Raw genomic sequence first — 17,827 nt, 5'->3', positions numbered from 1 at the left:
CCGGAGAAGTGAACTGCTCAGTTGCCGAAGGCCGCGTCGAAGGAGGCCGACGGCGGCTCGAAGTCGTAGGTCTTGAGGCGGGTCAGGGCCTCGGGTGCGCCCTGCAGCCGGTCCATGCCGGCGTCCTCCCACTCCACGGAGATGGGGCCCTGGTAGTCGATGGAGTGCAGCATGCGGAAGACGTCCTCCCAGGGGACGTCGCCGTGGCCCGCCGACACGAAGTCCCAGCCGCGGCGCGGGTCGCCCCAGGGCAGATGCGAGCCGAGGCGGCCATTGCGGCCGTCGAGCCGCTTGCGGGCTTCCTTGCAGTCGACGTGGTAGATGCGGTCGCGGAAGTCCCAGAGGAAGCCGACCGGGTCGAGGTCCTGCCACACGAAGTGGGAGGGGTCGAAGTTCAGGCCGAACGCGGGCCGGTGGTCAACCGCCTCCAGCGCGCGGTGAGTTGTCCAGTAGTCGTACGCGATCTCGCTCGGGTGGACCTCGTGGGCGAACCGCACGCCCTCGGCGTCGAAGACGTCGAGGATCGGGTTCCAGCGGTCGGCGAAGTCCTGGTAGCCGCGGTCGATCATCGACTCGGGGGCCGGCGGGAACATCGCGACCAGGTGCCAGATCGCGGAGCCGGTGAAGCCGATGACGGTGTCGACACCGAAGGCGGACGCCGCACGCGCGGTGTCCTTCATACGGTCCGCAGCGCGCCGCCGCACCCCCTCCGGGTCTCCGTCGGCCCAGATCTCGCCCGGCAGGATCGCCTGGTGGCGCTCGTCGATGATGGCGTCGCAGACGGCCTGGCCGACGAGGTGGTTGGAGATCGCCCAGCACTTGAGGCCGTACTTGTCGAGCAGCGCGTGCCGGGACTGGAGGTACGACGGGTCAGCGAGGGCCTTGTCGACCTCGAAGTGGTCGCCCCAGCAGGCGAGTTCGAGTCCGTCGTAGCCGAAGTCGCGGGCGAGGACACAGACCTCTTCGAGGGGGAGGTCGGCCCACTGGCCGGTGAACAGCGTGAAGTTCCGCGGCATGGATCAAGGCCTCCTCAGACGGCGATGGGTGTGTAGACGGCGTTCTTCTCGGCGCTCTCCTCGACTGCCGCCAGGACGCGCTGCACCTGGAGGCCGTCCGCGAAGGACGGTTCCGGCGCGCGGCCCTCGGCGATGGCGTGGACGAGGTCGCGGGCCTGGTGGACGAAGGTGTGCTCGTAGCCGAGGCCGTGGCCGGGCGGCCACCAGGCCTCCAGGTAGGGGTGGTCGGGTTCGGTGACGAGGATGCGGCGGAAGCCGGCGTGCGTGCCGGGCTCCGTGCCGTTGTGGTACTCGAGCTCGTTGAGCCGCTCCAGGTCGAAGGCCAACGAGCCGTGCTCGCCGTTGAGTTCGATGCGCAGGGCGTTCTTGCGGCCGGTGGCGTACCGGGTCGCTTCGAAGGAGGCGAGGGCGCCGGAGGGGAAGCGGCCGGTGAACAGGGCGGCGTCGTCGACGGTGACCGGGCCGGTGCCCTCGGCCGACACGGCGGACAGGCCCTTCACGGCCCCGCCCGGCAGCGGGCGTTCCCGCACGAACGTCTCCGTGAGCGCGGACACCCCGGCCAGCTGCTCCCCCGTCAGATACTGCGCGAGGTCGACGATGTGGGCGCCCAGGTCGCCGAGGGCGCCGGAGCCGGCCAGCTCCTTGCGCAGCCGCCAGGTGAGCGGGAACTCCGGGTCGACGAGCCAGTCCTGAAGGTATGTCACCCTGACGTGGCGCAGGCTGCCGAGCTTGCCGTCGGCGACCATCTGCCGGGCGAGTGCCGTGGCGGGCACCCGGCGGTAGTTGAAGCCGACCATCGCCAACTGGCCACGGCCCGCTGCCTCCTGAGCGGCCGCCGTCATGGCTTCCGCTTCCTCAACGGTGTTCGCGAGGGGCTTCTCGCACAGGACGTGCTTGCCGGCGGCCAGCGCGGCGAGGGCGATCTCGGCGTGGCTGTCGCCCGGGGTGCAGATGTCGACGAGGTCGATGTCCTCCCGTTCGATCAGGGCGCGCCAGTCGGTCTCGGCCGACGCCCAGCCGTGCCGGTCGGCCGCGGCGCGTACGGCGGCCGAGTCCCGTCCGCAGATCGCGGTCAGCGCCGGGCGCAGGGGAAGATCGAAGACCCGGCCCGCGGTCCGCCAGCCCTGGGAGTGGGCGGCGCCCATGAAGGCGTACCCGACCATGCCGACACGCAGCGGCGGCTTGTCGGGCCCGGCTCCCCCGGCTCCCTCTGCTCCCTCGGGCGGGTTCGGCTGTCCCATGGAGTGGTCCTCCTCGTCGTCGTGGCGCGGTGGGGGGTGTCAGGGGGTGTCTTATGGATCCGGCCGGGGTCGCGGGGTCTGGCACGCACATCTGCCGCGTTGTCGTCGGTCGCCGACTCCCCCACGCTCGAATGCGCTCGCGCGACCCCGCTCAGCTCGGCCAAAACGCACCCTCTCTTGAGCCGGCCTGATCCATAAGGCACCCCCTGGGTCCGGCCCGGTGCGCGCCGGACCCGGGTGCGCTGGGCGCGCTTACTTGAAGCCGGTGGGCATGTACTGGTCGACGTTGGTTTTGTCGACGACGGCCGAGTACAGGGTCAGCGAGGCCGGGATCTCGAACTCGGCGAGGCCGCCGATGCCCTTGCTCTGGCCGAGCGCGCGGGCGAGGTCGATCGCGGACGCGGCCATCGTCGGCGGGTAGAGGACGGTCGCCTTCAGCACGCCGTCGTCCTGCTTGATGGCCTGGAAGGCGGAGAGCGCTCCCGCCCCGCCGACCATCAGGAAGTCGTCCCGTCCGGCCTGCTCGATGGCGCGCAGCGCGCCCACGCCCTGGTCGTCGTCGTGGTTCCACAGGGCGTCGAACTTCGACTGGGCCTGGAGGAGCTGGGCCATCTTGGCCTGCCCGGACTCCACCGTGAACTCGGCCGCCTGACGGGCCACCTTCTTGACGTTGGGGTAGTTCTTCAGCGCGTCGTCGAAGCCCTGCGTGCGCTGCTGGGTCAGCTCCAGGTTGTCCAGCCCGGCCAGCTCGATGACGCGGGCGCCCGACTTCCCCTTGAGCTTCTCGCCGATGTAGTGGCCGGCGTTCAGGCCCATGCCGTAGTTGTCGCCGCCGATCCAGCAGCGGTACGCCTGCGGGGTGTTGAAGATCCGGTCGAGGTTGACGACGGGAATGTTCGCGCGCATCGCCTGCAACCCGACCTGGGTGAGGGCCTTGCCGTCGGCGGGCAGGATCACCAGGACGTCGACCTTCTTGTTGATCAGGGTCTCGATCTGGCCGATCTGCGCGGCCGTGTCATTGGAGCCCTCGGTGATCTCCAGGGTGACATCGGAGTACTTCTTCGCCCGGCTCTTGGCGTTGTCGTTGATCGCGTTGAGCCAGCCGTGGTCGGCCTGCGGTCCGGCGAAGCCGATGGTGACCGGCTTGCCGGGCTTGTCGTCGGCGGCCGGCTGGTCGTTCGCGGCCGGCTCGTCGTTGCTCGACTCGTTACTCGTGCAACCTGCGAGGAGGGCTCCGGTGGATACGGCGGCGGCCCCGAAGAGCAGCCCTCTGCGACTGGTGAGATGTGACATATCACTGAACCCTTTCCTCAAGTCGTGCTCGCGGTACGGCGCTGGACCAGCACGGCGGCGACGATGATCGCGCCCTTGGCGATCTGCTGGACGTCGCTCTGCAGGTTGTTCAGGGCGAAGATGTTGGTGATCGTGGTGAAGATCAGAACGCCGAGCACCGAGCCGACGATGGTGCCGCGGCCCCCGCTCAGCAGCGTGCCGCCGATGATCGCGGCCGCGATGGCGTCGAGCTCGTACAGGTTGCCGTTGGTGTTCTGGCCCGAGCCGGACAGGACGATCAGCAGGAACGCGGCGATGCCGCAGCACAGTCCGGACAGCAGATACAGGTACAGCCGCTGGCGGCGTACGTCGATGCCGGCGAGCCGGGCGGCCTCCGCGTTGCCGCCGACGGCGACGGTGCGGCGGCCGAAGGTGGTGCGGTTCAGGATCAGCCAGCCGATGATCGTGACCACGGCGAAGACCATCACGAGCGGCGGGACGCCGAGGATGTACGCGTCGCGCTCGCCGAGGTCCAGGACGGACGGCACCGTGACGATCTGGGTCTTGCCGTCGGTGATCTGGAGGGCGAGCCCGCGCGCCGAGGCCAGCATGGCGAGGGTGGCGATGAACGGGACCATCCCGCCGTACGCGATGAGCAGGCCGTTGACCAGGCCGCAGCCCACTCCGACGATCACCGCCGTGAAGAGGATGCCCGCGAAGCCGTACTCCTGGGTGGCGACGGTGGTCGCCCAGACCGAGGCGAGGGCGACGATCGCGCCGACGGAGAGATCGATGCCGCCGGAGGTGATGACGAAGGTCATCCCGACCGTGACGACGCCGATCACCGAGCCCTGGGTGAGGACGAGTTGGAGGTTGCGGATGTCGAGGAACTCGTCGGGCTTGGTGATACCGCCGATCAGGATCAGCGCGGCGAGCACGCCGAGCAGGGAGAGCGTGCGGACGTCGGAGCGGGCCAACATGCCCCGCCAGGCGGGGGGTTCGCCCACCGGGACCGTCTTGTCGGTGCCGCCCCGGGGCGGGGAGACGTGCTGCGTCATGACGCCGGACTTCCTTCCATGACGAGGTCGAGTACACGGTGTTCGTCGAGCTCACGGGCGGGCGCCTCGTGTACGACACGCCCCTCGCGCAACACCAGGACGCGGTCGGCGAGGCCCAGCACCTCGGGCACCTCGCTGGAGACCAGCAGCACGCCGAGCCCTTCGTCGGCGAGACGGCGGATCACCGCGTACAGCTCGGCGCGGGCGCCGACGTCGACGCCACGGGTCGGTTCGTCGAGCAGCAGCACCCGGCAGCCGCGCAGCAGCCAGCGGGCGAGGACCGCCTTCTGCTGGTTGCCGCCGGACAGGGTGCGCACCGGCACCGAGGGGTTGTCGGGGCGCAGCGACAACTCGCGTGTCGCGGCCCGCGCCGCGCTCAGCTCGGCGCCCCGGTCCATCCAGCCGCCGCGTGAGAAGCGGGACATGGAGGAGACCGACACATTGCGGGTGACGGACTCCAGCATCAGCAGCGCCTGCGCCTTGCGCTCCTCGGGCGCGAGGCCGAGCCCGGCACGGACGGCGGCCCGCACACTGCCCGGCCTGAGCGCCTGCCCGTCGACCCGGACTTGACCGGAGGTGGGTTTGCGGGCGCCGTAGATCGTCTCCAGGATCTCGGAGCGGCCGGAGCCGACCAGACCCGCCAGACCGACGATCTCTCCGGGGTACACGGTCAGGTCGAGGCGCTCGAACTCGCCTTCCCTGGCCAGCCCTTGCACCTCCAGCAGGGGACTCCCCGACGCGTCGTGCACAGGCCGGTCGGGGAAGACGTACTCGACGTTCCGCCCGGTCATCAGCGCCACGACGTCACGTGTCGGCGTGGACTTCGCGGGCAGCCCGACCGCCACCGCCCGCCCGTCCTTCAGCACGGTCACCCGGTCGCCGATGCGGCGGATCTCCTCCAGACGGTGCGAGATGTAGACGACGGCCACCCCGTCGGCGGTCAGATCCCCCACGATCCGGAAGAGGTTGTCGACCTCGTCGGGGTCGAGCGCCGCGGACGGTTCGTCCATCACGATGAGCCGTACGTCGTGGGAGAGCGCCCGCGCCATCGACACGATCTGCTGCTGGGCCGCCGACAACTCCCCGACCAGCCGAGCCGGATCGATCTCCGGGTGCCCGAGCCGCCGTAGCAGCGCGGCCGTCGACTCGCGTGCGGTCTTGCGTCGTACGACGAAACCGGCGGCCGTGGGTTCATGGCCCAGGTGGACGTTCTCGGCCACCGACAGGTGCTCCACCAGGTCGAGTTCCTGGTAGATGGTGGCGATGCCGAGGCGCATGGCGGCGATGGGCGAGCGGAGCGTGACCGGTTCGCCGCGCCAGTGGATGGTGCCGGTGTCCGGCTGGTGGGCGCCGGCCAGGACCTTGATCAGCGTGGACTTCCCGGCCCCGTTCTGGCCGAGCAGGCAGTGCACTTCACCGGCCTGGACGTCGAGGTCGACGCCGTCCAGGGCCCGGACTCCGGGGAACGACTTGGTGATGCCGGACATGCTGAGCAGCGGAGATTCTGGTGCCATGTGGCTTCCCCTTGGCGGGCGTGCGGGCCGGTTGCAGGGCGCGTGCGGGCATGCGTGTTCAGGGCAGGGCAAATCAGGGGCGCTGTGCTTGAGGTGCCTGACGAACGTGCTGTTTACGCGGGTGAGAACAGGTGGTCGCTGATGAGCCGGGCCGCGCCGATGACTCCGGCGGTGGGGCCCAACTCCCCTAGAACGATGGGCAGGTTGCCGGTCGCCAGAGGCAGCGACTGGCGGTAGACCTGGGTGCGGAGCGCGGCGAGCAGGGTGTGGCCGAGGCCGGTCACTCCACCGCCGATCACCAGCAGGCCGGGGTTGAAGAAGGAGACGAGTCCGGCGATGACCTGGCCGACGCGGTTGCCGCCCTCGCGGATCAGGTCGAGCGAGGTGGCGTCACCCGCGGCAGCGGCGGCGGCGACGTCCACGGCGGTCAGGGTGCCGTTCGCCTCGAGACGCGCGGCGAGTTCCGCCGACCGGCCCTGCTGGGCCGCCTCCACGGCGTCCCGGGCCAGCGCGGCCCCACTGAAGTGGGCTTCCAGGCAGCCCCGGTTGCCGCAGGCGCAGGGTCGGCCGTCGGGCACGGCCTGGATGTGCCCGATGTCGCCCGCGCTGCCGGTCGTACCTCGGTAGACGGTGCCGCCGACGACGATGCCGCAGCCGATACCGGTACCGATCTTGACGCAGAGGAAGTCGGCCACGGTCCGGGCGACGCCGGCGTGCTGCTCCCCCATCGCCATCAGGTTCACGTCGTTGTCGACCATGACCGGGCAGCCGAGTTCCTGGCTGAGCGCCTCCCGTACCGGGAAGCCGTCCCAGCCCGGCATGATCGGCGGAGCCACCGGCACACCCTCGGGGTAGCGGACCGGCCCCGGGACGCCGATGCCGGCGCCGTCGAAGCCCTCCGCGAGTCCCGTGGCCCTCAACTTCGCGGCCATGGCGAGAACTTGCTCGAAGACCGCGACCGGGCCCTCGCGTACGTCCATGGGCTGGTTGAGATGGCCGAGGATCTCCAGCTCGGCGTTGGTGACGGCGACGTCGACCGAGGTCGCGCCGATGTCGACGCCGAGGAACCGCAGTCCCGGGTTCAGGCGGACGTTGTGGGAGCGGCGGCCGCCGCGCGAGGCGGCGAGTCCGTCGGCCACGACGAGGCCGGTCTCCAGGAGCCGGTCCACCTCCACGGCCAGCTTGGACCGTGATAGATCGACCTGATCGCCCAGCTGCGCCCGTGAGTTGGGGCCGCCGTCCCTGAGCAGCAGAAGCAGACGGGCCTGATGGGCGTTCGCGGGTCGTGCCGTCATGCGTCTCACGAGCCCCTCCCCGCCTCAATCGGCCACCAGTTGCCGGGCTTTCGAGGGGAACGTAGCAGCGGTCGCCGACGCTGGGAAGAAGTTGGGCAGAGATTGCTGCCGACTTTCTCCACTCACAGGACAAAGGTCGGCGTGAGGAGTCCCCATCGGAGCGAACGGCAGCTACATGCTCAGGACTTCGCCCGTGCGTGATACGACCGCCGCGTGTGCTCGGTGTGGTCCCGCATCAGCTGCGTGGCGCGCTCCTCGTCCCGCTCCGAGATCGCGGCGATCAGCTCGCGGTGCTCGATCCAGGACTGCCGGCCGCGCTGGCGGGCGATCGGCGTGTAGTACCAGCGGACGCGGCGGTCGACCTGGGCGGCGAGTTCGGCGAGGACCGCGTTGCCGGCCAGCTCCATGACCTTGGCGTGGAAGCGGGCGTTCATGGCGACAGCCCCGTCCACGTCGTCGGCGGCGACGGCCTTCTCGCCCTCCGCGCACAGCTCTTCCAGCGTGGTGATGCCGGCGCTGCCCGCGTTGGCGGCGGCGAGCCGGGCGGCCTCGGCCTCCAGGAGCGTGCGGACGGTGAGGAGCTGGTCGGCCTCCTCCTCGGTCGGCTCATGCACGAAGGCGCCCTGGGCGGGCCGCAGATCGACCCAGCCCTCGGTGTTGAGCCGCTGCAGCGCCTCGCGCACCGGCTGGCGCGACACGCCGAGATGGCCTGCGAGTTCGCTCTCGACCAGATGCTGGCCGGGCTGGAGGGCGCGGGTGGTGATGAGTTCGAGCAGTGCCTCATAGACACGGTCGCGCAGCGGTCCGGGTCGTTCGAGCTTGGGTACAGCTCCCTGCGGCAGTCCTGTCGACAACATCGCGGTCCCCCTCCTCGGCAGGGCCGTGCACAGCAGCCGTAGCGTGAGTATGAATTGTCTTTCGTCTACAGTCTACGGCGCACCGAGGCCAAGGGAACGCGGAGTCGACCTCGTCACACCCGGAGTCACGGGCACCGGACGACCTGTCCGGCGTACGAGAGATTGCCGCCGAAGCCGAAGAGCAGGACCGGGTCGCCGGTGGTGATCGCGCCCTGTTCGACGAGCTTGGAGAGGGCCAGGGGGATGCTGGCGGCGGAGGTGTTGCCGGACTCGGCGACATCGCGGGCGACGACCGCGTTGACCGCGCCGATCTTCTCGGCGAGCGGTTCGATGATGCGCAGGTTGGCCTGGTGGAGGACGACCGCGGCGAGGTCCTCGGGCGCGAGCCCGGCCTTCTCGCAGGCCTTGCGGGCGATCGGCGGCAGCTGTGTGGTGGCCCAGCGGTAGACGCTCTGCCCCTCCTGCGCGAACCGCGCCGGGGTGCCCTCGATCCGTACGGCGTGCCCCATCTCCGGCACCGAGCCCCACAGCACCGGCCCGATCCCGGGCTCGTCCGCGGCCTCGACGACGGCGGCCCCCGCCCCGTCGCCGACGAGGACGCAGGTGGTCCGGTCGGTCCAGTCGGTGACGTCGGACATCTTGTCGGCGCCGATGACCAGGGCGCGTACGGCCGCTCCCGCCCGTACGGCGTGGTCCGCCGTGGCCAGCGCGTGGGTGAAGCCCGCGCAGACGACGTTGATGTCCATGGCGGCGGGCGACGGGATGCCGAGCCGGGCCGCGACCCGGGCGGCCATGTTCGGGGAGCGGTCGACGGCCGTCGACGTGGCGACCAGCACCAGGTCGATGTCGGCGGGCGCCAGGCCCGCCGCCGCGAGCGCCTTGGCGGCGGCGTGCGCGGCGAGCTCGTCCACCGGCTCGTCGGGCCCGGCGATGTGGCGTGTCCGGATGCCCACCCGGCTCGTGATCCACTCGTCGCTGGTGTCGACCAAGCCCGCCAGGTCCTCGTTGGTGAGTACCCTGGCGGGCTGGTAATGGCCGACGGCGGCGATCCGCGAGCCGTTCATGGGTGGTCCCCCTCGGTGCTTCGGTTACGGGATCCACCAGTCTGATCAGTGACTCACCGGTACGGCGGCAGGTGAAGCCACAGGAAACGAGAGCCCTGGTTGTCGGCTTCCGTCAGGTTCCCGGACGTCCGAACACTTCCCGAACAGTCACCCGGTGAACAGCTGCGTCGCCTTCCGCACGAGTTCGTACAGCCCGTAGGCGAGCGGCGCCCCCACCCACACCCAGGCGAAGGCGATCAGCGGGCGCCGGTCAGGCGGACTCTGGCTGCTGTCGTTCGACATCGACGGCCTCCTGACTGATGGGTTCGGGGATGTGATGGCGGGGGTGGACGGGCCGGACGAGTTCGTTGGCGATGAAGCCGACGACGAGCAGCCCGATCATGATGACGAAGGACAGCCCGTACAGGGACGAGCCGTGCTTGCCGGCCTCCTCCTGCCGGTCGGCGATCCAGTTCACGATCAGCGGCCCGAGCACGCCGGCCAGCGACCAGGCGGTCAGCAGCCGCCCGTGGATGGCGCCGACCTGGTACGCGCCGAAGAGGTCCTTCAGATAGGCGGGGATGGTCGCGAAGCCGCCGCCGTAGAAGGAGAGGATCACCAGCGCGCTCAGGATGAACAACGGCTTGGAGGAGTCGCCGAACAGTGCGAGGGACGCGTACATCAGCGCGCCGACGCCCAGATAGACGCGGTAGATGTTCCTGCGTCCGATCAGGTCGGAGGTGGACGACCAGCCGATGCGGCCCGCCATGTTGGCCGCCGACAGCAGCGCCACGAAGCCCGCGGCGGCCGTCGCCGAGACCGGCGTCGAGGTGTCCGCGAAGAAGTCCGTGATCATCGGGGCGGCCTTCTCCAGGATGCCGATGCCCGCGGTCACGTTCATGCAGAGCACCACCCACAGACACCAGAACTGCGGGGTGCGGATGGCGCTGTTGGCGGAGACCTGCGGTCCCTGGAAGGCGCTCGGCGCACCCTCGACCGGCTTCTCGGTGCGCGGCACTCGCACCAGCAGCACGCCCAGCAGCATGAACACGGCATACGACAGTCCGTGCACCAGGAACGCCAGGGCGATCCCGGAGCTGTCGCTGCCGAACGACTCCAGCATCTGCGCCGACCACGGCGAGGCGATCAGCGCGCCGCCGCCGAAGCCCATGATGGCGATGCCGGTGGCCATACCCGGCCGGTCGGGGAACCACTTGATCAGCGTCGACACGGGCGAGATGTAGCCGATGCCGAGGCCGATCCCGCCGACGAAGCCATAGCCGAAGACGATCAGCCAGTACTGCTCGGTGGCCGCGCCGAGCGCGGAGAGCAGGAAGCCGGACGAGAAGCACACCAGCGCCACGGTCATCGCCCAGCGCGGTCCGTTGCGCTCCACGAGCGTGCCGCCGAACGCGGCCGACAGACCGAGCATCACGATGCCGAGCTGGAAGGGCAGCGCGCTCTGGGTGCCGCTGAGACCGAGCGCGGATTCGAGCGGCGGCTTGAACACGCTCCAGGCGTAGGCCTGGCCGATGGAGAGATGGACCGAGAGCGCGGCTGGGGGAACGAGCCAGCGGCTCCAGCCCGCGGGGGCGACTGGTGGACTCATGATCCCGAACGGTAAGAAGAAGACGGGTGGTTGAAAAGGCGGCGCGTCGACCGTATGCGGTGAGCGGTATCCAGCGCGCGATGAACGGTCACCGATCAACGGTCGCGGGGTGGCCGGTTCTGGTTCTTGTGCGAACCCTTGCTGCCCCAAGTTCCATACTGTAGACAATATTCCGTCGACAGAGTTTCGGCAGTTCCTCGGTACCCTCGACCGAACGGAGCTCCCCCGTATGAAAGTCGCAGTCCTCGGCGCCGGTGCGATCGGCGCCTATGTCGGTGCCGCGCTCCACCGCGCCGGCGCCGATGTGCACCTCGTCGCCCGTGGACCGCATCTCGCGGCCATGAGGCGGCACGGGGTGCGGGTGCTCAGTCCGCGCGGCGACTTCACCGCCCGCGCCCACGCCACCGACGACCCGGCCGAGATCGGCCCGGCCGACTTCGTCTTCCTGGGCCTGAAGGCCAACTCGTACGCGGCGTGCGGGCCGCTGATCGAGCCTCTGCTGCACGACACCACGGCGGTCGTGGCCGCCCAGAACGGCATCCCCTGGTGGTACTTCCACCGGCACGGCGGCCCCTACGACGGCCACCGCGTCGAGAGCGTGGACCCGGACGGCGCGGTCAGTGCGGTGCTCGCGCCCGAACGGGCCGTCGGCTGCGTCGTGTACGCGGCCACAGAACTGGCGGAACCAGGAGTCGTACGACATCTCGAAGGCACCCGGTTCTCCATCGGCGAGCCCGACCGCAGCGTGTCCACGCGGTGTCTCGCGCTCAGCGAGGCCATGCAGGCCGGCGGGCTCAAGTGCCCCGTCGAGCCGGACCTGCGCAACGACATCTGGCTCAAGCTACTCGGCAACATCTCCTTCAACCCGATCAGCGCGCTGGCCCGCGCCACCATGCGGCAGATGTGCCTGCACGGCGGCACCCGCAAGGTCATCGAGATCATGATGACCGAGACGCTGTCCGTCGCCGAGGCCCTCGGCTGCGAGGTCGGCGTCTCCATCGAGCGCCGTCTCGCCGGCGCCGAGCGCGTGGGCGACCACCGCACCTCCACGCTCCAGGACCTGGAGCGCGGCAAGCCGCTCGAACTCGACGTACTGCTCGCGGCGGTCGTCGAGCTGGCGGAGATCACCGGCGTTCAGGTGCCCACCCTGCGCACCGTGCACGCCATATCGGACCTGCTCGCGCTGAGGAGCGCCGCATGAAAAGCACGAGGAAGCGCGAACCGAAGACCTACACCCGGCTCACCCACCCCCTGGTACGGGATTCCCGCAACGAGCCTTTTCGCCGGGCGAGTTGGGACGAGGCACTGGACCGTGCCGCCCGCGGTCTGCAAGCCGCCCACGGCGCGTTCGGCATGTTCTCCTGCGCCCGCGCGACCAACGAAATGAACTACGTGGCGCAGAAGTTCGCCCGCGTCGTCATGGGCACCAACAACGTCGACTCCTGCAACCGCACCTGCCACGCCCCGAGCGTCGCGGGCCTGTCGGCCGCCTTCGGCTCCGGCGGCGGGACGTCGTCGTACGAGGAGATCGAGCACACGGACGTCATCGTGATGTGGGGCTCCAACGCCCGCTTCGCGCATCCGATCTTCTTCCAGCACGTGCTGAAGGGGATCCGGGGCGGCGCCCGGATGTACGCCGTCGACCCACGCCGTACGTCGACGGCCGAGTGGGCGGAGAGCTGGCTCGGCCTGAACGTCGGCACGGACATCCCGATGGCGCATGCGATCGGCCGCGAGATCATCCACGCGGGGCTGGCCAACGAGGCGTTCATCGAGCGGGCGACGAGCGGCTTCGAGGAGTACAAGAAGCTGGTCGAGCCCTGGACGCTGTCGCTCGCCGAGAAGGTGACGGGCGTACCGGCCGCCGCCATACGGGAGTTGGCGCACGCCTACGCCCGCGCCGAGCGCGCCCAGCTGTGCTGGACCCTCGGCATCACCGAGCACCACAACGGCACCGACAACGTCCGGGCGCTGATCAACCTGTCGCTGCTGACGGGCCATGTGGGCCGCTACGGCAGCGGGCTGCAGCCTCTGCGCGGCCAGAACAACGTCCAGGGCGGCGGCGACATGGGCGCCATCCCCAACCGCCTCCCCGGCTTCCAGGACATCCTCGACGCGGACACCCGGCTGAAATTTGAGTCGGCCTGGGACGCGGTGATCCAGCCGCACTACGGGATGAACCTGACCGAGATGTTCGAGGCGATGGAGGAGGGCACGCTCAAGGCCGTCTACTGCATCGGCGAGAACCCGGCGCAGTCGGAGGCGGACAGCGAGCAGGCGGTACGGCGTATGCAGGCGCTGGACTTCCTGGTCGTGCAGGACATCTTCCTGACGAAGACGGCCGAGCTGGCGGACGTGGTACTGCCCGCGACCGCCGGGTGGGCCGAGACCGACGGCACAACCACCAACAGCGAACGCCGAGTTCAGCGCGTCCGGCGTGCGGTCACGCCGCCCGGCGAGGCCCGCGAGGACATCGACATCATCTGCGAGCTTGCGGCACGCCTCGGCCACGACTGGAAGTACGCCGACTCCGAGGCCGTCTGGAACGAGCTCAGGTCGGTCTCGCCGGACCACTACGGGATGACGTACGACCGCCTGGAGGAACACCAGGGCATCCAGTGGCCGTGCCCGAGCACCGAGCAGCTCGAACCGACTTATCTGCACGGCCGGTTGTGGGATGCCGACCCGGCGCAGCGGGGCATGCCGGCGCCCTTCGGGCTGGTCCAGCACGATCCGCCGGTCGACCTCACCGACGACCAGTTCCCGATCCGGCTGACGACCGGGCGGCGGCTCGACTCCTACAACACCGGTGTGCAGAGTGGGAGTTTCGCCTCGCCGCTGCGGCGCGGGGAGTACATCGAGCTGTGCCCGGAGGACGCCGAGCGGTACGGGGTCGTGGTCGGCGAGGAGGTCCAGGTGACCTCGCGGCGCGGGGCGGTGGTCGCGCCGGTGTGGGTCGATCCGGCGCTCCGTCCCGGTCTGGCGTTCATGACCATGCACTTTCCCGACGAGGTGGACACCAACCAGCTGACGATCGAGGCGAACTGCCCGATCGCGGGGACGGCGGAGTTCAAGGCGTCGGCGATCCGGATCGAGAAGCTCCCCGTCGCGACCATCGTGAGGTGACGTAAGTGGACCTGCACTTCGGCGACAGCAAACCGACGGACGACGAACGGGCGGCCGTCGACGCCCTGTTGGGCCCGCCCGAGTCCTCCTGGGAGGGCGCCGACCGCTCCGACGCCGACCTGCGCTGGGCGCGCGGCGGACGCGAGGCCCGGGACCGCCGCGATCTGCTGTTGCCGGGGCTGCACGCCATCAACGACCGGGTGGGATGGATCAGTGACGGCGCCCTGGACTACCTGTGCCGACGGCTGACGGTGCCGCCGGCGGAGGCGTACGGGGTCGCCACCTTCTACGCGATGTTCTCCGTGAAGCCGCGTCCGGCGACGGTGCTGCACGTCTGCACCGACCTGGCGTGCGCGGCGGCCGGGGCGTCCGAGCTGTGCGCCGGGATCGAGGCAGCGCTCGGTCCCGGGGTCCAGGTGGAGCGGAGCCCCTGCCTGGGTCTGTGCGAGCGGGCTCCGGCCGCGCTGGCGATCAGGGCCGGGGATCCGGTGCGTACGGCGGTGTCGGCGCCGGCGACCGTCCGCGAGGCGGTCCTCGCCGCGACCGCGCCGGACTCGGCGCCCGAGGAGCCGCCGGCGGCGCTCGCGGTGCCCCAGGCGGGCTCGGGCGACCTGATCCTCCTCAGCCGCGTCGGCGTGGTCGACCCGGCGTCGCTCGACGACTACCGCGCCCACGGCGGGTACACCGCCCTGCGCCGCGCCTTCGAGCTGGGCCCCGCGGGCGTCATCCGTGAGGTCACCGACTCGGGCCTGGTCGGGCGTGGCGGCGCCGCCTTCCCCACCGGCCGCAAGTGGCAGGCCACGGCGTCCCAGCCCGACCATCCGCACTACGTGGTGTGCAACGCGGACGAGTCCGAGCCGGGCACCTTCAAGGACCGCGTGATCATGGAGGGTGACCCGTACGCGCTGATCGAGTCGATGACGATTGCGGCGTACGCGACGGGCGCGCACCAGGGCTATCTGTATCTGCGCGGCGAGTATCCGCGGGCGCTGCGGCGTCTGGAGCACGCACTGGTGCAGGCACGCGCGCGTGGACTGCTCGGCGACGACGTCCTCGGCCAGGGGTACGCCTTCGACATCGAGATCCGCAGGGGCGCGGGCGCGTATATCTGCGGTGAGGAGACGGCCCTGTTCAACTCCATCGAGGGCTACCGCGGCGAGCCGCGCTCCAAGCCGCCGTTCCCGGTGGAGAAGGGCCTGTTCGGCAAGCCCACGGTCGAGAACAACGTGGAGACGCTGGTCAACGTACTGCCGATCCTGACGATGGGCGCGCCCGCGTACGCGGCGATCGGGACGGCCAGGTCCACCGGGCCCAAGCTGTTCTGTGTGTCGGGGACCGTGGACCGGCCCGGGATCTACGAGTTGCCGTTCGGCGCGACGCTGGGTGAGCTGCTGGAGCTGGCCGGGGTGCGGGACGGGTTGCGGGCCGTGCTGCTCGGCGGGGCGGCGGGCGGCTTCGTACGGGCCGACGAGATGGACATCCCGCTCACCTTCGAAGGCACCCGGGAGGCGGGGACGACGCTCGGCTCGGGCGTGGTGATGACCTTCGACGACACGGTTCCGCTGCCGCGGCTGCTGCTGCGGATCGCCGAGTTCTTTCGCGACGAGTCGTGCGGGCAGTGCGTGCCGTGCCGGGTCGGGACCGTGCGGCAGGAGGAGGCACTGCACCGGATCGCGGAGCGGACCGGTGCGGACGCCGCCGACGACATCGCCCTGCTCCGGGAGGTCGGCCGCGCCATGCGGGACGCCTCGATCTGCGGTCTCGGGCAGACCGCGTGGAACGCCGTGGAATCCGCCATCGACCGTCTGGGGGCATACGAATGACCGTGACACCGCTGGGGATCCCGCGCCGGCTGCTGGAGTTCACCCTCGACGGGGAGCCGGTGCGGGCGCCGGAGGGTTCGACGATCCTCGACGCCTGCCGGTCGGCGGGGAAGGACATCCCGACCCTGTGCGAGGGCGACACGCTCACGCCGAAGAACGCCTGCCGGGTGTGCGTCGTCGAGGTGGAGGGCGCGCGGACACTTGTGCCCGCGTGCTCGCGCAAGGCAGAGCCGGGCATGGAGGTGCGGACCGACACGGAGCGTGCGCGGCACAGTCGGAAGGTCGTGCTTGAGCTTCTCGCCTCGTCGGTCGATTTGTCGACCACGCCTCATGTCGCTGGGTGGATCAAGGAGTACGAGGCCAAGCCGGACCGCTTCGGGCCGGACGCGGCCCGGCTGAACGAGGAGCCCAAGGTCGACAACGATCTGTACGTGCGCGACTACGACAAGTGCATCCTCTGCTACAAGTGCGTCGACGCGTGCGGTGAGCAGTGGCAGAACACGTTCGCGATCTCGGTGGCGGGGCGGGGATTCGATGCGCGGATCGCGGTGGAGCACGACGCTCCGCTGACCGATTCGGCCTGCGTGTACTGCGGCAACTGCATCGAGGTGTGCCCGACCGGCGCGCTGTCGTTCAAGTCGGAGTTCGACATGCGAGCGGCGGGTACGTGGGACGAGTCGGCGCAGACGGAGACGACGACCGTGTGCGCGTACTGCGGAGTGGGCTGCAACCTGACTCTGCACGTGCAGGACAATGAGATCGTGAAGGTCACCTCACCGCACGACAATCCGGTGACCCACGGCAACCTCTGCATCAAGGGCCGTTTCGGCTACCAGCACGTACAGAACCGGGGCTGATCAGGACATGGGACGAGTCACGGAACGACGCAAGGTGATCCGGATCCGGGACGGGGCGGTCTCCTCCCGCCCGGACACGCTCGTCGCCGAGGAACCGCTGGAGATCCGGCTGAACGGCAAGGCGCTCGCGATCACCATGCGGACGCCAGGAGACGACTTCGCGCTCGCCGCCGGGTTCCTGGTGAGCGAGGGGGTGCTGGGCGCCGCCTCGGAACTGCGGAACATCGTGTACTGCGCGGGCGCCACGGTGGACGGGTCCAACACGTACAACGTGGTGGACGTGCAGACGGCGCCGGGCGTGGTGATCCCGGACATCACGCTGGAGCGGAACGTCTACACCACGTCGTCCTGCGGTCTGTGCGGCAAGGCCAGCCTGGACGCGGTCCGTACGACGGCTCGGTGGCCCATCGCCGACACTCCCCCGGTCCGGGTCGAACCCGAACTGCTGGCCGACCTCCCCGACCGGCTGCGCGCGGCCCAGAAGGTCTTCGACCGGACCGGGGGGCTGCACGCGGCAGCCCTGTTCACCGAGGACGGGGAGCTGCTGGACATACGGGAGGACGTCGGCCGGCACAACGCGGTGGACAAGCTCGTCGGCCGAGCCCTGCAGAACGGGAGCCTGCCGCTGTCCCGGACGATCCTGCTGGTGTCGGGGCGGGCGTCGTTCGAGCTCGCGCAGAAGGCGGTGATGGCCGGGATTCCGGTGCTCGCGGCCGTGTCGGCCCCGTCGTCCCTCGCGGTGGATCTGGCGGTCGAGACCGGGCTGACCCTGGTGGGCTTCCTGCGCGGCAGCTCCATGAACGTGTACGCGGGCGAGAACCGCATCGCCCTGCGGACCGCGGCCGCCCAGGGCTGACCGGCTCCCCGCGACACGGCGGCGGGGCCCCGACGGGCGGGGAGCGCCCCCTGCGCCTTTTAGGGGTCCCGCTGTTTTTGTTTTGTCGGTCGCCTTCCCCCGGGGCCGGCGTCTAGAGGCTGGCGACGCGCTGTGTTGGATGGCTCGGTCGCCTTCGGGGGCGCTATATGCCGGTGTCGAGAGACCGACCGTGCTCGGCGCTGCGCGCCTCCGCGCGCTCGGTCTCTCGACACCGGCGCGCCCCCAGCGGCTCCCACCCC

The 17,827-nt window shown here is 70.3% G+C and carries 15 protein-coding genes; 5 read left to right on the top strand and 10 right to left on the bottom strand.

What is annotated here, in order from left to right; translation table 11 throughout:
* Positions 1-17: 17 nt before the first annotated feature.
* The 10 genes from AB0I98_RS34990 to AB0I98_RS34945 all read right to left on the bottom strand — a co-directional run bounded on the left by AB0I98_RS34990 (position 18) and on the right by AB0I98_RS34945 (position 10,905).
* A complete protein-coding gene (locus AB0I98_RS34990) occupies positions 18-1,016 on the bottom strand; it encodes a sugar phosphate isomerase/epimerase family protein (protein WP_362948969.1) in 999 nt (332 codons plus the stop codon).
* 14 nt (positions 1,017-1,030) lie between these two features.
* A complete protein-coding gene (locus AB0I98_RS34985) occupies positions 1,031-2,257 on the bottom strand; it encodes a Gfo/Idh/MocA family oxidoreductase (RefSeq protein WP_362948968.1) in 1,227 nt (408 codons plus the stop codon).
* 252 nt (positions 2,258-2,509) lie between these two features.
* The gene (locus AB0I98_RS34980; RefSeq protein ID WP_362948966.1) at positions 2,510-3,550 is read right to left on the bottom strand and encodes a substrate-binding domain-containing protein; all 1,041 of its coding nucleotides are present in this window, start codon (positions 3,548-3,550) and stop codon (positions 2,510-2,512) included.
* 17 nt (positions 3,551-3,567) lie between these two features.
* On the bottom strand, positions 3,568-4,587 hold the full coding sequence (locus tag AB0I98_RS34975) for an ABC transporter permease (protein WP_362948964.1): 1,020 nt from the start codon (positions 4,585-4,587) through the stop codon (positions 3,568-3,570).
* Positions 4,584-6,101: a sugar ABC transporter ATP-binding protein gene (locus tag AB0I98_RS34970; RefSeq protein ID WP_362948962.1), complete on the bottom strand. Its 1,518-nt coding sequence runs from the start codon at positions 6,099-6,101 to the stop codon at positions 4,584-4,586. Before AB0I98_RS34970 ends, AB0I98_RS34975 begins: the two co-directional genes overlap by 4 nt.
* A 113-nt stretch (positions 6,102-6,214) precedes the next feature.
* Positions 6,215-7,396, bottom strand: coding sequence for an ROK family protein (locus tag AB0I98_RS34965; protein WP_328352804.1), 1,182 nt, complete (start codon positions 7,394-7,396; stop codon positions 6,215-6,217).
* 179 nt (positions 7,397-7,575) lie between these two features.
* A complete protein-coding gene (locus tag AB0I98_RS34960; protein WP_210582455.1) occupies positions 7,576-8,253 on the bottom strand; it encodes a GntR family transcriptional regulator in 678 nt (225 codons plus the stop codon).
* Between the two features lie 125 nt (positions 8,254-8,378).
* Positions 8,379-9,317: a beta-ketoacyl-ACP synthase III gene (locus AB0I98_RS34955; RefSeq protein WP_362948960.1), complete on the bottom strand. Its 939-nt coding sequence runs from the start codon at positions 9,315-9,317 to the stop codon at positions 8,379-8,381.
* Between the two features lie 147 nt (positions 9,318-9,464).
* A complete protein-coding gene (locus tag AB0I98_RS34950; RefSeq protein ID WP_282615244.1) occupies positions 9,465-9,599 on the bottom strand; it encodes a hypothetical protein in 135 nt (44 codons plus the stop codon).
* Positions 9,568-10,905 carry an OFA family MFS transporter gene (locus AB0I98_RS34945; RefSeq protein ID WP_362948958.1) on the bottom strand — a complete coding sequence of 446 codons (1,338 nt, stop codon included), beginning with the start codon at positions 10,903-10,905 and terminating at the stop codon, positions 9,568-9,570. The genes AB0I98_RS34950 and AB0I98_RS34945 overlap by 32 nt, the downstream gene beginning before the upstream one ends.
* 229 nt (positions 10,906-11,134) lie before the next feature.
* Here AB0I98_RS34945 and AB0I98_RS34940 point away from each other — a divergent pair, with 229 nt between their 5' ends.
* From AB0I98_RS34940 to fdhD, 5 genes are read left to right on the top strand one after another with little or no spacing between them, the layout of a single operon-like run.
* Positions 11,135-12,106: a 2-dehydropantoate 2-reductase gene (locus AB0I98_RS34940; protein WP_362948956.1), complete on the top strand. Its 972-nt coding sequence runs from the start codon at positions 11,135-11,137 to the stop codon at positions 12,104-12,106.
* Positions 12,103-14,031 (top strand): molybdopterin-dependent oxidoreductase, encoded by a 1,929-nt coding sequence (locus tag AB0I98_RS34935; RefSeq protein WP_362948955.1) that lies wholly within the window; start codon positions 12,103-12,105, stop codon positions 14,029-14,031. Before AB0I98_RS34940 ends, AB0I98_RS34935 begins: the two co-directional genes overlap by 4 nt.
* Positions 14,032-14,036: 5 nt before the next feature.
* Positions 14,037-15,854 (top strand): NADH-ubiquinone oxidoreductase-F iron-sulfur binding region domain-containing protein, encoded by a 1,818-nt coding sequence (locus AB0I98_RS34930; RefSeq protein WP_362948954.1) that lies wholly within the window; start codon positions 14,037-14,039, stop codon positions 15,852-15,854.
* Entirely contained in the window at positions 15,851-16,711 is an 861-nt protein-coding gene (locus AB0I98_RS34925) for a 2Fe-2S iron-sulfur cluster-binding protein (RefSeq protein ID WP_362948953.1), read from the top strand. The genes AB0I98_RS34930 and AB0I98_RS34925 overlap by 4 nt, the downstream gene beginning before the upstream one ends.
* A 7-nt stretch (positions 16,712-16,718) precedes the next feature.
* Entirely contained in the window at positions 16,719-17,567 is an 849-nt protein-coding gene (fdhD, locus tag AB0I98_RS34920; RefSeq protein ID WP_362948952.1) for a formate dehydrogenase accessory sulfurtransferase FdhD, read from the top strand.
* Positions 17,568-17,827: the final 260 nt, after the last annotated feature.

This window comes from Streptomyces sp. NPDC050211, assembly GCF_040656035.1.
Taxonomy (GTDB): domain Bacteria; phylum Actinomycetota; class Actinomycetes; order Streptomycetales; family Streptomycetaceae; genus Streptomyces.
Note: the sequence above shows the minus strand (reverse complement) of the source record. Positions and strands in the feature narration are given on the sequence as shown.

Coding starts and splice junctions, on each gene's coding strand:
- AB0I98_RS34950 (WP_282615244.1), bottom strand. CDS start 9,599: ATGTCGAACGACAGCAGCCAGAGTCCGCCTGACCGGCGCCCGCTGATC.
- AB0I98_RS34925 (WP_362948953.1), top strand. CDS start 15,851: ATGACCGTGACACCGCTGGGGATCCCGCGCCGGCTGCTGGAGTTCACC.
- AB0I98_RS34980 (WP_362948966.1), bottom strand. CDS start 3,550: ATGTCACATCTCACCAGTCGCAGAGGGCTGCTCTTCGGGGCCGCCGCC.
- AB0I98_RS34975 (WP_362948964.1), bottom strand. CDS start 4,587: ATGACGCAGCACGTCTCCCCGCCCCGGGGCGGCACCGACAAGACGGTC.
- AB0I98_RS34935 (WP_362948955.1), top strand. CDS start 12,103: ATGAAAAGCACGAGGAAGCGCGAACCGAAGACCTACACCCGGCTCACC.
- AB0I98_RS34985 (WP_362948968.1), bottom strand. CDS start 2,257: ATGGGACAGCCGAACCCGCCCGAGGGAGCAGAGGGAGCCGGGGGAGCC.
- AB0I98_RS34960 (WP_210582455.1), bottom strand. CDS start 8,253: ATGTTGTCGACAGGACTGCCGCAGGGAGCTGTACCCAAGCTCGAACGA.
- AB0I98_RS34945 (WP_362948958.1), bottom strand. CDS start 10,905: ATGAGTCCACCAGTCGCCCCCGCGGGCTGGAGCCGCTGGCTCGTTCCC.
- AB0I98_RS34990 (WP_362948969.1), bottom strand. CDS start 1,016: ATGCCGCGGAACTTCACGCTGTTCACCGGCCAGTGGGCCGACCTCCCC.
- AB0I98_RS34965 (WP_328352804.1), bottom strand. CDS start 7,396: ATGACGGCACGACCCGCGAACGCCCATCAGGCCCGTCTGCTTCTGCTG.
- fdhD (WP_362948952.1), top strand. CDS start 16,719: ATGGGACGAGTCACGGAACGACGCAAGGTGATCCGGATCCGGGACGGG.
- AB0I98_RS34940 (WP_362948956.1), top strand. CDS start 11,135: ATGAAAGTCGCAGTCCTCGGCGCCGGTGCGATCGGCGCCTATGTCGGT.
- AB0I98_RS34955 (WP_362948960.1), bottom strand. CDS start 9,317: ATGAACGGCTCGCGGATCGCCGCCGTCGGCCATTACCAGCCCGCCAGG.
- AB0I98_RS34970 (WP_362948962.1), bottom strand. CDS start 6,101: ATGGCACCAGAATCTCCGCTGCTCAGCATGTCCGGCATCACCAAGTCG.